The organism is Komagataeibacter nataicola (genome assembly GCF_003207795.1).
Taxonomy (GTDB): Bacteria; Pseudomonadota; Alphaproteobacteria; order Acetobacterales; family Acetobacteraceae; genus Komagataeibacter; species Komagataeibacter nataicola.
Genome location: NZ_NIRT01000012.1, coordinates 87,260 through 102,277, shown reverse-complemented (window position 1 = coordinate 102,277; position 15,018 = coordinate 87,260). Strand labels below are relative to the sequence as shown.

Below are 15,018 nucleotides of genomic sequence, written 5' to 3'. Positions count from 1 at the left end.
GCGAATGGTATGCTGTCAGATGCCAGCTCGCCATCATGTTCGATGATCGTTTCCCAATGGCCTGAAAAAGTGCCACCGCACAAAATTCTACACAGTCTCATGCATCTTGAGGTAAATATTAGTGATCAAGCCCCTTAAAAAAGCCGTATTGCCGGTTGCCGGCCTTGGCACCCGTTTCCTGCCCGCAACCAAGTGCGTGCCCAAGGAAATGCTCACCGTTGTCGACCGTCCGCTGATCCAGTACGCCATCGACGAAGCGCGTGAAGCCGGGATCGAGGAATTCTGCCTCGTGTCCAGCCGGGGCAAGGATTCCCTGATCGACTATTTCGATATTTCCTACGAACTCGAAGACACGCTGAAGGCCCGCAAGAAGACCTCGGCGCTGAAGGCGCTCGAAGCCACACGCGTGACCCCGGGGTCCATGCTGTCCGTGCGCCAGCAGGAGCCGCTTGGCCTTGGCCATGCCATCTGGTGTGCGCGTGAGTTCATTGGCAACGACCCGTTCGCCATCCTGCTGCCCGATGACGTGGTGCAGAGCGAGAAGTCCTGCATTGGCCAGCTGGTTGAAGTCTACAACAAGACCGGCGGCAACGTGCTGGCCGTGACCGAAGTGCCGCGCGAGCAGACCGGCAGCTACGGCATCCTCGATGTCGGCGCCGATGACGGCAAGACGGTTGAAGTCAAGGGCCTGGTTGAGAAGCCCGACCCCAAGGACGCGCCCTCGACCCTGTCGGTCATCGGTCGTTACGTGCTGACGGCGGACGTGCTCAAGCACCTCGCCAAGCTGGAAAAAGGTGCAGGCGGCGAAGTGCAGCTGACCGACGCCATGGCCAAGACCATTGGCCACGTGCCGTTCCACGGTTACCGCTACGAAGGCAAGCGCTTCGACTGCGGCAGCAAGCCGGGCTTCCTTGAGGCACAGATCGCCTTCGCCCTCGCGCGCGAGGACCTGGCGGGCGACGTGCGGGAATTCCTCAAAAAGTATAAATGAGCTTCAGGCACCATTTTGACCCCACAAGCCTGCGGGAATACGACATCCGCGGGATTGTGGGCGAAAGCCTGACGCAGGACGACGCCTATGCCATCGGCCGCACCTTCGGCTCCATGGTGGCACGGGCTGGCGGCTCGATCGTCGCCATCGGTTATGACGGACGCCTGTCATCCCCCGCCCTTGAGCGCGCGCTTGGGGCAGGGGCCATGGCATCCGGCATGACCGTACTACGCATCGGGCGTGGCCCCACGCCGATGCTCTATTTTGCCGCGACCACGCTGGGGGCCGACGGCGCGATTATGGTGACAGGCAGCCATAACCCGCCCGACCATAACGGCTTCAAGATGGTGCTCGGCAACAAACCGTTTTTTGGTGAACAGATCCGCGAACTGGGGCGACTGGCCGCAAGCGGCGATGTCGTGGCCCAGGCCACTGGCGCCACGCGCGATGTGAACGTGATCCCCGCCTATGTAGACCGCCTGCTGCGCGACTGGGACGGCACGGACCGCCCCCTTAATGTCGTGTGGGACAGCGGCAATGGGGCTGCGGGCGAAATCCTGTCGCTGCTGGTAAAAAAACTGCCGGGCCGACACCGCATTCTCAACGCTGAAATTGACGGCACTTTTCCCGCCCATCATCCAGACCCGACCGTTCTGGCCAACCTCGAGCAGCTTATCGCCGCCGTAAAGGAAGAGGGGGCTGATCTGGGCCTGGCCTTTGATGGCGATGCAGACCGCCTTGGCGTTGTGGACAATACCGGCACCGTGCTGTGGGCGGACCAGCTTCTGGTTGTGCTGGCGCGTGACATCCTGCGCGACCATGCAGGCGCCACGGTCATTGCCGATGTCAAGGCAAGCCAGACCCTGTTTGAGGAGATTGACCGCGCAGGTGGCACGCCACTGATGTGGAAGAGCGGACATTCCCCCATCAAGATGAAAATGGCCGAGACCGGCGCGCCGCTGGCAGGCGAAATGTCAGGTCATTTCTTTTTTGCCGATCGCTGGTACGGATTTGATGACGGGTTATACGCGGCACTCCGCCTGCTGGGCATCGTCTCGCGCCTCAAGGGCCCGCTCTCGGATGTGCGGCTGAGCCTGCCTGCTGCCGTTTCCACGCCGGAACTGCGCTTTGCCTGCGCTGATACCCGCAAATTCACGGTGATTGCCGAAGTGGCTGCGCGGCTGGAACGCAGCGGCGCACGTGTCTCCACCATTGACGGCGTGCGCGTGACCACGCCTGATGGCTGGTGGCTGCTACGCGCCTCCAACACTCAGGCGGTTCTTGTCGCCCGGGCGGAAGGAACGAGTGCTGTAGCGCTGGACCGGCTGAAAGCCGCGATCACGGCGCAACTGGAAGCCTCGGGGCTTAACGCACCCGATTTTTCCGGCATGCTCCCCCCGCACTAGATGCGCCGTTGCGGGGTTTGGTCGTAAAGATCCGGCACTGATCTTTTTATGTTCAGTCCGTTGCCAGAAAGCGGCGCAGGCCCAGCCCCTGCGGGCGCTCATGCAACACGGAAGGCTGGTAGGCGATGGAAATGATCTCATGCGCCTGCTGCCACACGGCCACGTCTTCTGCACGATCGGTCTGCACGGTGGTCACGCCACAGCGGAGCAGGAACTCGTACTGGTCAGGCAACGGCGTGCCGGTGGCCCGGATCTCGCCGGTAAAGGACAGATGCTCACGCAGGGCGCGGGCCTGCGTAAACGCCCGCCCATCGCGGAAGCTGGGGAAGGTCACCGCCACCAGTCCCAGCCTGGGCAGGGCAGGGCGCAGCACGGCCACGTCCACATCTGGCCCGATGGCAACACCAAGCGGCGCATCCTTCGGGCGGGCCAGCCCTTCCTCCAGCCGTTCAAGCGGCACGATCACAGCACCGGCGGGCAGGGCTTCGCCTGCGATGGCCTGCGCCCAGCGGTCTTCGGTCACATGACCATTTTCAAGCAGGGGCATAGACGGCATCCTTGAAGCTGGCGGCGCCAAGGCGCCGGTAGGTATCGATAAACGCCTCGCCTTCATTGCGAAGCACCAGATAGGTGTCGATCAGTCGGGCAATGGCATCGACCGTTTCATCCTCCGGCAGCGCCGGGCCGATGATCTGGCCAATCGCCACGTCGTTCTCAGCCGAGCCACCAAGGGTGAGCTGGAAGAACTCCTCGCCGCGCTTGTCCACGCCCAGAATGCCGATATGACCCGCATGATGGTGGCCGCAGGCATTGATGCAGCCCGAGATGTTGATCCGCAGGGTGCCGATGTTTTCCTGCAGCTCAGGGTTGGCGAAGCGCGCGCTCAGCTTCTGCGCAATGGGGATGGAGCGCGCATTGGCCAGCGCGCAGTAATCCAGCCCGGGGCAGGCGATGATATCACCCACCAGCCCGATATTGGGCGTGCCCAGCCCGGCACCATCAAGCCTGAGCCACAGGTCGCGCAGGCGGTCCTTGCGCACATGGCCCAGCACCACATTCTGCATATGGGTGACGCGGATCTCGCCAAACGAGAATTCATCGGCCAGATCAGCAATCAGGTCCATCTGGTCGGCGGTTACGTCACCGGGAATGCCACCATCGGGCTTGATGGACACCACCGCGCTGATGAAGCCTTCATGCCGGTGGGCATGGGTGTTGGTGCGCACCCAGCGGTCAAAGCGGGCATCGGCCTTACGGTCAGAGTCGAGCTTCTGTGCCGCATCAGCCGGCGCATCCAGATCAGGAATGCCAAAGCGTGCGCGAATGCCCTCCACAATGGCGGGTTCCAGCCGATAATCCGCGCGGTTCATCTGGGCGAATTCGGCATCGACCTTCTCGCGGAACTGCTCCACGCCCAGCGCCTGCACCAGGATCTTGATTCGCGCCTTGTACATGTTGTCGCGCCGCCCATAGGCGTTGTACACGCGCACCACGGCCTCAAGGTAGGCCAGCAGGTCTTCCTCGGGCAGGTCATGGCACAGGTGCACGCCAATGATGGGTGTGCGGCCAAGCCCGCCGCCTACGAACACGTCGAACACCGGCCTGCCATTCGGACCGGGATGGGCGACCAGCCCGATATCATGGAAGCGTGCGGCCACGCGGTCATGCGGGCTGCCGCTGATGGCAATCTTGAACTTGCGCGGCAGGAACGAGAATTCCGGGTGCAGCGTGGACCATTGCCGCAGGATCTCGGCGTGGATGCGCGGGTCGAGCAGTTCATCGGCGGCGGCGCCGGCAAACTCGTCGCAGGTCACGTTGCGGATGCAGTTGCCGCTGGTCTGGATGGCATGCATGTTAACGCCTGCCAGGCGCTCGAGGATATCGGGCGTATCCTCAAGCCGTATCCAGTTGAACTGGATGTTCTGGCGCGTGGTGAAATGGCCGTAATCGCGGTCATACGTGCGGGCGATATGGGCGAGTTCGCGCATCTGGTCCGCACCCATCATGCCATAGGGCACGGCCACGCGCAGCATGTAGGCATGCAACTGCAGGTACAGGCCGTTCATCAGGCGCAGGGGCTTGAATTCGTCCTCGCTCAGGTCACCCGCCACGCGGCGGCCCACCTGCTCGCGAAACTGGGCTACGCGCTGCGACAGGAAGGTGCGGTCAACCTCGTCATAGGCATACCGGCCAACCGGCTGGGTTGCGGTGTCAGTGGACATGGGGCGTCTCCACGGGGGCGAAATCAGGGTGCACGGTAGGCCCGAAGGCACGGATGCGCTCGCGCACGGTCAGGGGCGTGATCTTTGTGGCCTCAGGGTCAAGCTGCACGCCATAGATGCCCACCACCGTGCCTGCATCAGCCGCTACCTTGGCCTGCTTTATGGCATCTTCCACCGCTGCGTTGTCAAACACGCGGGCCTGGCTGATCACTTCCGACCAGCCCTGCGGCGCAAGCCACACGATACGGCCATCAAGCAGCCGGTTGGCGGTAATGACGCTGGCGCCGGTCATGTCCCGGCGGTTGTTCCTGACATCCACTTCTGAACTGATCCCTTCAGGCAACGGGCCTGTAACTGCCTCAACTGCTGTAAATGGGTGCGCGGTCCATGCCCGCGCACCCATTTTTTTCCAATCCGGTAATGCAATACCGGCATGCCTGCAACAGGGCGTGCCGGTCGCACTCATCAGGATGTCTGGCGCTGTGCCGTCGCATCAAGACGGATGGCATCCGTGATGTAGACCGCCAGACGGGCGGCTGTCTCATCACGTGAGGCATCGGTGGTCCCGACCCGCAGATCGGGCTTTTCCGGTGCCTCGTAAGGGGCATCCACGCCGGTAAAGCCTTCAATCTTGCCTGCGCGGGCAGCGGCATACAGCCCCTTGGGGTCGCGCTGCTCGCAGGTGGCCTGCGGCGTGTCGATGAAGATTTCATGGAAACCTTCGCCCACGATCTGCTGCGCCAGCGCACGGTCGGCCACGGTGGGCGAGATCAGCGCCACGATCACCACCTGTCCGCTTTCGGCCAGGATGCGGGCGACGGCAGCAGCACGGCGCACGTTTTCACGCCGGTCGGCTTCCGAGAAGCCAAGGTCCGCGCACAGCCCGGCGCGTAGCGTATCGCCATCGAGCACCGACACGTCAATGCCACGGGCAAACAGGCGGTTTTCCGCCTCACGCGCCAGCGTGCTCTTGCCTGCACCCGGCAGGCCGGTCATCCAGAACACGCCACCACGGTGCCCCTTGGCCTGTGCGCGGTCCCACAGCGATACGGCGCTGCCGGTGGGGTGGATGGCATTGCGGCCTGCAACACTCTCGGCCACCCCGATCAGCGGCGCTCCACCCACGATCTGCTGGTTGCGGTCCACCAGCACGCCACGCCCGTCGGCCGTGCCCGGCACGAACGGGTCGAACAGCATGGTTTCCGACACGGCCAGCGTAATCTCGGCAAAGCCTTCGGGCGGCACTTCCTCGGCGGGGTGTTCGGTCAGGTCTTCCAGCCGCACGACCGAGTCAATGGCAGCAACCGTGACCTGATGCTCGGCCGTGGCAAGGCGCAGCCTGAAGCTCTCGCCCACACGCAGCGGCTCCTGGCGCAGCCAGAACAGGCGGGTGCGGATGCGGGCTGCACGCAGCGGCGCGTGATCTGCGGGGAACAGGAAATCGCCCCGGTCGGGGATCACGTCCGGCTCAAGCGTTACGGCCACGGACTGGCCTGCAACGGCGGCCACCTGCGGGGCGGTGTGCCAGCTTTCGATGCTGGCGATGCGGGCCTTGGCGCCATGCACGCCAATCACCACCTCATCACCCACGCGGATGCGCCCGCGCTCGATGCGGCCCACCACGATGCGCTTGGTGTCAAAACGGTAGACATCCTGCACCGGCAGGCGCAGCGGCAGGTCAGCGCGTGACGAAGGGGCAGGGACGGCGGCCAGCGCTTCGGTCAGGGTCGGACCCTTGTACCACGGCATCTTGTCCGAGCGCGAGGCCATGTTGTCGCCTTCGCGCGCGGATGCAGGCACGAACACGGTCGGCTCGATTTCAAGCTGGTGCAGAAGGGCCGTGATATCGCGCTCGGCGGCCTCGATCTTCTTCTGGTCGTAGTTGAAGATATCGACCTTGTTCATGAACACGATCACATGCCGGATGCCGATCAGACGCAGCAGCATGGCGTGGCGGCGGGTCTGCTCCTGCGCGCCCTCATTGGCGTCAACCACCAGCACGGCGGCCTCGGCATCGGCCGCGCCCGTAATCATGTTGCGCAGGAACTGGCGATGGCCCGGCGCATCGACGATGACGAACTGGCGCTTGCCCAGCTTGAAGGGGATCCGCGTGGAATCAACGGTCACGCCCTGGTCGCGCTCGATCTGCAGGCTGTCGAGCAGGAAACTCCATTCAACCGTCAGTCCGCGCTTTTTGCTGGACTCGATGATCTGCGCCACGCGCCCTTCGGGCAGGCTGTCGGTATCATACAGCAGGCGACCGATCAGCGTGGACTTGCCGTGGTCGACATGGCCCACGATCACGATCGGGGTAGCGGCATCCTGCGGGGCAGGGGTCGGGATTGTATTCATTGTCTGTAACTCCGTCCTGTCCGCTCAGAGGTAGCCGGCCACGCGCAGGCGCTCGAAAGCATCCTCGGATTCATGGTCCATGGCGCGGCCCGCGCGCTCGGATGTGCGCGAGGTTTCGAGTTCGGCAATCACCTCGGCCACGGTCGAGGCATTGCTCTCGATCGGGCTGGTAATGTCCTGATCGCCCAGCGAGCGATAACGCTTGCCTTCTTTGGAGAAATACAGGTCAACCAGCGGAATGCCCTCACGCTCGATGTAGCGCCAGATGTCGATCTCGCGCCATGACAGCAGGGGGTGAACACGCACATGCACGCCCGCCTCGTGCGGGGTGGCGTACTGATCCCAGAATTCGGGGGGCTGGTTGCGCACATCCCATTTGTGGCCCGAGCCACGCGGGCTGAACACGCGCTCCTTCGCACGGGTAGCCTGTTCATCGCGCCGGATGCCCGCGATCACGCCTGCCAGCTTGTATTTGTCGATCATTGCGGCGAGCCCCGCGGTCTTGCGCGCGGCGGAACGGGCGGCAGGCGGCAGGGTGGGGTCGATTTCCTCTACCGGCGGGCAGTCACCGAGCAGCAGCTCCAGGTTCCACTTCTTGGTGTATTCATCGCGGAATTTGTACATTTCCGGGAATTTCTTGCCGGTATCGACATGCATGACCGGAAATGGCACGCGCCCGAGGAAGGCCTTGCGCGCCAGCCAGAGCATGACGTTTGAGTCCTTGCCCAGCGACCACAGCATCGCCAGTGGCTTCAGCTTGCGATAGGCTTCACGCAGAATGAAGATGCTCTGGGCCTCGAGTTGGTCGAGATCGTCCATGGAATTACAGACCTTCCGTAACAGGAAAGAAAACGGGGGAAACCGGCTGCCCCGGCGCGGGGGAAGCGGAAAGGGGGATCATGTGCCCTGCCTGGCAGGCTTGCGCATGTGTATGCCGCATTCGGTCTTGGCTTTTCCAGCCCAGCGGCCTTCACGCGGGTCGGCCCCCTCGGCCACGGGGCGCGTGCATGGCGCACACCCGATGGAAGGGTAGCCACGCAGCGTAAGCGGGTGGCGCGGCAGGTTGCGCCGCGTGATCTCGGCATCAAGTTCACGCGGCGTCCAGGCAATGAGCGGATTGAGCTTGATCTTGCCACCCGGCGCATCCTCGACCACGGGCAGGCCCTGCCGGGTGGCCGCCTGCGTGCGCTTGCGCCCCGTAATCCACGCATCGAACGGGATCATGGCTTCATCAAGCGGCTCGACCTTGCGCAGTGCACAGCAGGCATCAGGGTCGAAGGCCCACAGTTCGGCTGTCGGGTCGCGCTTTTCAAGCTGTGCGGGGTTGGGGTGCAGGTCGCGCACGTCACTCAGGCCCAGCACGCGGGCAAGTTCCTGGCGGTAGGCCAGTGTCTCGGGGAAGTGCTGCCCCGTTTCAAGGAACAGGACCGGCACGGCAGGATCGATTTCAGCCGCAAGGGCCAGCATCACAGCCGATTCCGCCCCGAAGGACGACACCACCGCAATCCGGCCGCGCAGCCGCGTCAGGGCGACACGCAGCACGTCGGATGCGTTTTCACCCGCCTGCTTCAGTTCAGCCACAATATCCGCATCGATACGCATAATCTTCCCCGCACCCGATTTACACTAGGTTATGGCGTTCTTTTCACGCCACACCTACTCTTGGTGGAGTGTAAAATCAAGGGAAAGGCATGATTTATACATATTCTGATGCGTATTCATATATGTCCCCCGGCAGGGCAGCAGCAAGGGGCGCCGCACGGCGGCTAACGGCTCATGAGCACTACGATATCACTGTTTTCAAGCATATGGCGCGTCACGCCGCCGAGGATCATCTGCCGCAGGCGAGAGTGGGAATATGCCCCCATAACCAGCATGTCTGCATTGAAATCATGGGCTGCGGCAAGCATGTCCTCGCCAACGGGGCGTGTATCACTCCCGAATTCGTGAATATTGGCTTCGATGCCATGCAGCGAGAGGAAAGAGCGCACATGCCGCGCCTCCGGCCCCGGGCGCTGGTAGGCGGGGCTGTAGAGGATGCACACCGCCTCCGCCCGGCGCAGCAGGGGCAGGGCGTGATGGATGGCCGATGCCGCCTCTGACGTGCCATTCCAGCCGATGCAGATGCGCTTGCCTACGGTGGGGGGCGCGACAGGTGGCGCAATGATGACCCCGCGCCCGCTTTCAAACAGGATGGCGTGCAGGGTCTCGGATGAGGAGACATCTCCTTCCGGGTTGGGCTGGCGCAGCACCACGATATCGGACAGCCGCGCCTGAAACGACACCACGCTGCGCGTATGCCCGCTATGGGCGATGAAACTGGCCGAAAGCGCATGCATGCCGCCCGGCGAAAGCGGAGAATCCACCGCCACGACAGGAATGTGCTCGCGGCGCGTAAAGGCGTCGAACAGGCCACGCACCTCATGCAGGCGTTCTGCGCTTTCCTTCATCGCGGTGGCAATCATGTCCTGCACCATCACGCCGGACATGCCTTCACCCACCAGGGGGCCGACTTCCTGCATGTCGGTGCCGACATGCAGCACGGCGAGATGGGCATCGAACATGCGCGCGATCACGCCACCTACATGCAGCGCACTCTGCGCGTGGCTTGCGCCACCAAGCGGCAGCAATATCCTACGCACACACATCTGATTGGCCCTCCTGATCCGTTTCCCGGGTATCCGCATGGGTAGCGTTGCAGGCACCCGTTACCGGGCAAAACGGATCAGGTGGCATTAAGTTCTGCCCTCAGGGATAAAGGCGTTCGGTCCGCCATCCGTCTGGCGTGCGCTCCCACACGGCGCGGTCATGCAGGCGGTAGGGACGGTCCTGCCAGAATTCAAAGTGCTGGGGCACGAGGCGGAAGCCGCTCCAGTTGGCAGGGCGCGGAATGACGGCATCTGGGTCCGGGTAGCGGGCCTCGAGGTCCGCCACCGCTTTTTCAAACACGGCGCGGTCCGCTAGCGGGTGCGACTGGTTCGAGGCAATGGCCCCGAGCCGCGACACCCGGCTGCGGCTGGCGAAATAGGCATCGGCCTCGGCAGGAGTAACGGGCTCGACCGGCCCTTCGATGCGGATCTGGCGGCGGATGCTTTTCCAGTGAAACAGCAGGGCGGCGTGCGGGTTGGCCTTCAGCTCGGCAGCCTTGCGGCTGTTGAGGTTGGTATAGAACACGAACCCCCGCCGGTCAGCGCCCTTGAGCAGGATCATCCGCACCGAGGGCCGCCCTTCGGCCGTGGCGGTGGCCAGCGCCATGGCGTTGGGGTCGTTGGGTTCATGGGCCGTGGCATCTGCCATCCAGGCCGTAAACAGGTCAAACGGGTCGGCGGCAAGGTCGATCAGGGGAGAGGTCATGGGCTCCGTCCGCTGGGTGTTCCGCGCGCACCGCCCGGCCGGGCGACAGGATGCGAAACATATGGAAACATAAGGTAAGTTACCGTGTGACAAATATTAGCTACAATTATAGCATTCGGCATCTTGTCCGAAACGGCAGCTTGTGCAACCACGAGGCCGAAATTTCATCCGTCATTTACCAGTTTAAGGATAGCAGCATGTCAGACGGCGCGCCCAAAATCGCCATCAAGGGTTCATTGATGAAAGGCAAGCGGGGCCTTGTCATGGGTGTTGCGAATGACCGCTCCATTGCCTGGGGCATCGCGCGCGCCGTGGCCGAGCAGGGGGGCGAACTGGCCTTTACCTATCAGGGCGAGGCGCTGGGCAAGCGCGTGCGCCCGCTGGCCGAGACCGTGGGCTCGACGCTGGTGCTGCCGTGCGACGTGACCGATGACGCCGCAATGGATGAAACCTTTGCCGCCATCGAGAAGGAATGGGGCAAGATCGACTTCCTCGTTCACGCCATTGGCTGGGCGGACAAGCAGTTCCTGCGCGGGCGCTATGTCGACACCCCGCGTGACGCCTTCCTCAAGGCGATGGATATCTCGTGCTATTCCTTCACCGCCGTCGCCCGCCGCGCCGCCGCCATCATGAACCCGAATGGCTCGCTGCTCACGCTCACCTATCTGGGCGCCGAGCGGGTCATGCCGCATTACAACGTGATGGGTGTGGCCAAGGCGGCGCTCGAGGCCTCGGTGCGCTACATGGCGGTTGACCTTGGTGGTGATGGCATCCGTGTCAACGGCATCTCGGCAGGCCCGGTCATGACGCTCGCGGCCAATGGCATCGGCGATTTCCGCTACATCCTGAAGTGGAACCAGTACAACTCCCCGCTCGAGCGCAACGTGTCGCTTGAGGAAGTGGGCGGGGCAGGGCTGTACATGCTGTCCGACCTCTCGGGCGGCGTGACGGGCGAGATCCACCATGTTGATTCCGGCTACCACATTGTCGGCATGAAGAACCCCACCGCGCCGGACATTACGGTCGCGGGCAACTGATCGCGGGAAGTCTGCCCTCATGTCGTACAATACTTTCGGCCACATGTTCCGTGTCACCACGTGGGGTGAAAGCCATGGCCCCGCCATTGGCTGCGTGATTGATGGCTGCCCGCCGCGCATTCCGCTGGATGTAGGCGATATCCAGCCCTGGCTGGACCGTCGCAGGCCCGGGCAGTCCAAATTCACCACCCAGCGCCAGGAGGCCGATCAGGTCGAGATCCTGTCCGGCGTGTTCGAGGGGCAGACAACCGGCACTCCCATCTCGCTGATGATCCGCAATACCGACCAGCGCTCGCGTGATTATGGCGATATCGCCACCCGCTACCGGCCCGGCCATGCCGATGTGGCGTATGACACCAAATACGGCATCCGCGACTATCGTGGCGGTGGCCGTTCCTCGGCGCGCGAGACGGCCATGCGCGTGGCCGCCGGTGCCGTGGCGCGCAAGGTGCTTGGCGCAGGCGTGCATATTCGGGGCGCCATGGTGCAGGTCGGCCCGCACGGTATCGACCGCGCGCGGCTGGACTGGGCTCAGGTGAATACCAACCCGCTGTTCTGCCCCGACCCGCAGGCGCTGCCGGTATGGGAGGCGTATCTTGCGGATATCCGCAAGAAGGGGTCGTCCATCGGTGCGGTAATCGAGGTGGTGGCCGAGGGCGTGCCTGCGGGCCTCGGCGCACCAATCTATGGCAAGCTTGATTCAGACCTTGCCATGGCGCTGATGAGCATCAACGCCGTCAAGGGCGTGGAAATTGGCGAGGGATTTGCCGCAGCCAGCCTGACGGGCGAGGAAAATGCCGACCCCATGCGCATGGAAAATGGCCAGCTCCGCTTCGCCTCCAACCATGCAGGCGGGGTGCTGGGCGGTATTTCAACCGGCCAGCCGCTGGTGGCCCGGTTTGCGGTCAAGCCCACGAGTTCGATTCTGACACCTGTTCCTTCCGTCACGCGGGAAGGGGAGAATGTGGACGTGATGACAAAAGGGCGGCATGACCCCTGCGTTGGCATCCGCGCCGTGCCGGTAGGCGAGGCGATGATGGCCTGCGTACTGGCCGATCACCTGCTGCGCCACAGGGGGCAGGCGGGAAGCTAGGCTTCCCACCCCGGCTGTTCAGCCCTTCAGCTTCGCATCCAGCGTGATGGTCGCGTTGAACAGCTTGGAGACCGGGCAGCCCGCCTTTGCCTTTTCGGCCAGTTCCTTGAACTGCGCTTCGGTCGCACCGGGAATCTCGGCTTCCAATGTCAGTTTTGCATGGGTGATGGCGAAGCCCTCGCCCTGCTTGTCGAGCACGATCTCGGATTTCGCATCAAGCGACTTGGCCGTAAGCCCCGCGCCACCAAGAATGCCCGACAGCGCCATGGCAAAGCATGCCGCGTGGGCGGCACCGAGCAGCTCCTCGGGGTTGGTGCCGGGCTTGTCCTCGAAGCGGGTATTGAAGCCGTAGGGCTGGTTCCTGAGCACGCCGCTCTGGGTCGAGATTTCGCCCTTGCCGTCCTTCAGGCCGCCTGACCAGTGGGCTGTAGCAAATTTCGTGATCGCCATTGCGGTTCAGTCCTTTATGCAGTTGCAGTACGGGCGCATCCGGCACCCGGGGTGACGGTTATCCCTAGCACTGGGCAACCGGCCCGTGGCCCCAAAGTTGCATCACGATGCATTCGCCGCCTGTTGGGGTCTTGCAATATGCGCCCAAAACGGCCATATCCCGCCACGGCCCCACGTTGGGGCCAATTCGCACGTGAAGCCGAGACCTCTGGTGTCCTTGCAATACAGGGCGTGCTTCACGGAGGATAAACCAGATATAAGGATCTAGCCGACATGGCGATGCCTGAATTCACCATGCGCCAGCTGCTCGAGGCCGGCGTGCACTTCGGTCACCACACCCGCCGCTGGAACCCGCGCATGGCGCCGTACCTGTTCGGCGTGCGCAACCAGGTCCACATCATCGACCTGCAGCAGACCGTTCCCATGCTGGACCGTGCGCTCAAGGCGATCCGTGACACCGTGGCCGGTGGTGGCCGCGTGCTGTTCGTGGGCACCAAGCGCGCTGCCGCCGACCAGGTGGCCGAAGCCGCCAAGCGTTGCGGCCAGTATTACGTCAACCATCGCTGGCTTGGCGGCATGCTGACGAACTGGAAGACCATCACCGGTTCGATCAAGCGCCTGCGCGGCATTGACGAGATGCTGGAAAACGGCACCCAGGGCCTGACCAAGAAGGAAGTCCTGGACATCACCCGTGACCGCGAGAAGCTTGAGCGTTCGCTCGGCGGCATCAAGGAAATGGGCGGCCTGCCGGACATCCTGTTCGTGATCGACACGAACAAGGAAAAGCTGGCGGTTGAAGAAGCCAACAAGCTGGGCATCCCGGTTGTGGCCGTTCTGGACAGCAACTCCGACCCGCGTGGCGTGACCTTCCCGATTCCGGGCAACGACGACGCCATCCGCGCCATTGCGCTGTATTGCGAGCTGGTTTCGTCCGCCGTGCTCGATGGCATCTCCGCCGAGCTGGGTGCATCGGGCGAGGACTTCGGCGCGTCCGAGGAACTGCCGGTTGACCCCGCCGTGGAAACGGCCGTGACGGAAGCCGCCGCTAGCGCGGAATGAAAACGGGCGCCGGCGTGGCCCTGGCCCGCTGGCGCAACTGACACAGCAAGGACACGCCCCGCCCGCTTGCGGGGCGTGCGCCTGTCGTGAGGAGTATCAGCATAATGGCGCAAATTACCGCAGCGCTCGTCAAGGAACTTCGTGAGAAGACCGGCGCGGGCATGATGGACTGCAAGAAAGCCCTCAACGAAGCCGAAGGCGATATCGAGGGCGCGATCGACTGGCTGCGCAAGAAGGGCCTTTCGGCTGCTGCCAAGAAGTCCGGCCGTGTAACGGCTGAAGGCCTTGTGGGCGTGGCGCAGACTGATCTGAAGGCCGCCATGGTCGAGATCAACGCCGAGACAGACTTTGTTGCCCGCAACGAGCATTTCCAGAACTTCGTGTCCGAAGTGGCGCATGCCGCCCTGAGCGTGGGCGACGATCTGGAAAAGCTGAAGGCTGCCGTGCTGAAAAGCGGCCGCAGCGTTGCCGATGAACTGACGCACCTGATCGCCACCATTGGCGAGAACATGTCCATCCGCCGCGCACGCGTGCTGAGCGTGCCCTCGGGCGTGGTCGCCACCTACGTGCATGGCGCGGTCAACCCCGGCCTGGGCAAGATTGGCGTGCTGGCTGCTGTTGAGGCCCCCACCGCCAGCGAAGCGCTGGAAGACCTGGGTCGCCGCATCGGCATGCATGTCGCCGCCACCCGTCCGGCAGCGCTGGATGTGGACAGCGTTGACCCGCAGGCGCTTGAGCGCGAGCGCGCGGTGCTGGTGGAGCAGGCCAAGGCTTCGGGCAAGCCCGATGCCATCATCGAGAAGATGGTCGATGGCCGCATCCGCAAGTTCTACGAAGAAGTGGTGCTGCTCGAGCAGGTCTGGGTGCATGATGGCGAAAGCCGCGTGCGCAAGATCGTTGAGAAGGCAGGCGCCAAGCTGAAGGGCTTCGAGCGCTTCCAGCTCGGCGAAGGCATCGAAAAAGAAGACAACGACTTTGCCGCTGAAGTGGCGAAGGCCGCCGGCAACTGATCACGTTGCCGGTTTCCGGTTTTCTTTTAACAAGGGCGGGGGCT

15 protein-coding genes are annotated in these 15,018 nt (G+C 63.4%); 6 read left to right on the top strand and 9 right to left on the bottom strand.

Annotation, left to right across the window (positions count from 1 at the left end; all coding sequences use genetic code 11):
* The first annotated feature begins 121 nt into the window (after nucleotides 1-121).
* On the top strand, nucleotides 122-991 hold the full coding sequence (gene galU / locus CDI09_RS08965) for a UTP--glucose-1-phosphate uridylyltransferase GalU (protein WP_061271764.1): 870 nt from the start codon (nucleotides 122-124) through the stop codon (nucleotides 989-991).
* Nucleotides 988-2,397 (top strand): phosphoglucomutase/phosphomannomutase PgmG, encoded by a 1,410-nt coding sequence (pgmG, locus tag CDI09_RS08960; protein WP_078524028.1) that lies wholly within the window; start codon nucleotides 988-990, stop codon nucleotides 2,395-2,397. The genes galU and pgmG overlap by 4 nt, the downstream gene beginning before the upstream one ends.
* A 52-nt stretch (nucleotides 2,398-2,449) precedes the next feature.
* Here the strand turns inward: pgmG and CDI09_RS08955 are convergent, their stop codons facing one another.
* The 8 genes from CDI09_RS08955 to pdxH form a co-directional block, all read right to left on the bottom strand.
* Nucleotides 2,450-2,944: a DUF934 domain-containing protein gene (locus tag CDI09_RS08955; protein ID WP_078524030.1), complete on the bottom strand. Its 495-nt coding sequence runs from the start codon at nucleotides 2,942-2,944 to the stop codon at nucleotides 2,450-2,452.
* Complete coding sequence (locus tag CDI09_RS08950) at nucleotides 2,931-4,619, bottom strand: nitrite/sulfite reductase (RefSeq protein ID WP_078524032.1); 1,689 nt, start codon at nucleotides 4,617-4,619, stop codon at nucleotides 2,931-2,933. The genes CDI09_RS08955 and CDI09_RS08950 overlap by 14 nt, the downstream gene beginning before the upstream one ends.
* Complete coding sequence (locus CDI09_RS08945; protein WP_078524033.1) at nucleotides 4,609-4,938, bottom strand: DUF2849 domain-containing protein; 330 nt, start codon at nucleotides 4,936-4,938, stop codon at nucleotides 4,609-4,611. Before CDI09_RS08945 ends, CDI09_RS08950 begins: the two co-directional genes overlap by 11 nt.
* A gap of 146 nt (nucleotides 4,939-5,084) precedes the next feature.
* Nucleotides 5,085-6,971: an adenylyl-sulfate kinase gene (cysC, locus tag CDI09_RS08940; RefSeq protein WP_078524035.1), complete on the bottom strand. Its 1,887-nt coding sequence runs from the start codon at nucleotides 6,969-6,971 to the stop codon at nucleotides 5,085-5,087.
* Nucleotides 6,972-6,995: 24 nt separating this feature from the next.
* Nucleotides 6,996-7,790: a sulfate adenylyltransferase subunit CysD gene (cysD, locus tag CDI09_RS08935; protein WP_061271758.1), complete on the bottom strand. Its 795-nt coding sequence runs from the start codon at nucleotides 7,788-7,790 to the stop codon at nucleotides 6,996-6,998.
* Nucleotides 7,791-7,868: 78 nt separating this feature from the next.
* On the bottom strand, nucleotides 7,869-8,573 hold the full coding sequence (locus CDI09_RS08930) for a phosphoadenylyl-sulfate reductase (RefSeq protein ID WP_078524037.1): 705 nt from the start codon (nucleotides 8,571-8,573) through the stop codon (nucleotides 7,869-7,871).
* Nucleotides 8,574-8,737: 164 nt separating this feature from the next.
* Entirely contained in the window at nucleotides 8,738-9,619 is an 882-nt protein-coding gene (locus tag CDI09_RS08925) for a universal stress protein (RefSeq protein ID WP_078524038.1), read from the bottom strand.
* Nucleotides 9,620-9,719: 100 nt separating this feature from the next.
* Complete coding sequence (gene pdxH, locus CDI09_RS08920) at nucleotides 9,720-10,325, bottom strand: pyridoxamine 5'-phosphate oxidase (RefSeq protein WP_078524039.1); 606 nt, start codon at nucleotides 10,323-10,325, stop codon at nucleotides 9,720-9,722.
* 197 nt (nucleotides 10,326-10,522) lie between these two features.
* Between pdxH and fabI the strand changes: the two genes are divergently transcribed.
* Complete coding sequence (fabI, locus tag CDI09_RS08915; RefSeq protein WP_061271755.1) at nucleotides 10,523-11,362, top strand: enoyl-ACP reductase FabI; 840 nt, start codon at nucleotides 10,523-10,525, stop codon at nucleotides 11,360-11,362.
* A 19-nt stretch (nucleotides 11,363-11,381) separates the two neighbouring features.
* Nucleotides 11,382-12,455 (top strand): chorismate synthase, encoded by a 1,074-nt coding sequence (gene aroC / locus CDI09_RS08910; RefSeq protein ID WP_078524041.1) that lies wholly within the window; start codon nucleotides 11,382-11,384, stop codon nucleotides 12,453-12,455.
* An 18-nt stretch (nucleotides 12,456-12,473) separates the two neighbouring features.
* On the opposite strand, the gene CDI09_RS08905 is transcribed toward aroC, so the two are convergent.
* Entirely contained in the window at nucleotides 12,474-12,905 is a 432-nt protein-coding gene (locus CDI09_RS08905) for an OsmC family protein (RefSeq protein WP_078524042.1), read from the bottom strand.
* Between the two features lie 273 nt (nucleotides 12,906-13,178).
* On the opposite strand from CDI09_RS08905, the gene rpsB reads away from it, so the two are divergent.
* Both rpsB and tsf read left to right on the top strand, forming a co-directional pair.
* Nucleotides 13,179-13,964, top strand: coding sequence for a 30S ribosomal protein S2 (rpsB, locus tag CDI09_RS08900; RefSeq protein ID WP_061271752.1), 786 nt, complete (start codon nucleotides 13,179-13,181; stop codon nucleotides 13,962-13,964).
* A 104-nt stretch (nucleotides 13,965-14,068) separates the two neighbouring features.
* Entirely contained in the window at nucleotides 14,069-14,974 is a 906-nt protein-coding gene (gene tsf / locus CDI09_RS08895; protein ID WP_078524044.1) for a translation elongation factor Ts, read from the top strand.
* The last annotated feature ends 44 nt before the right edge of the window (nucleotides 14,975-15,018 follow it).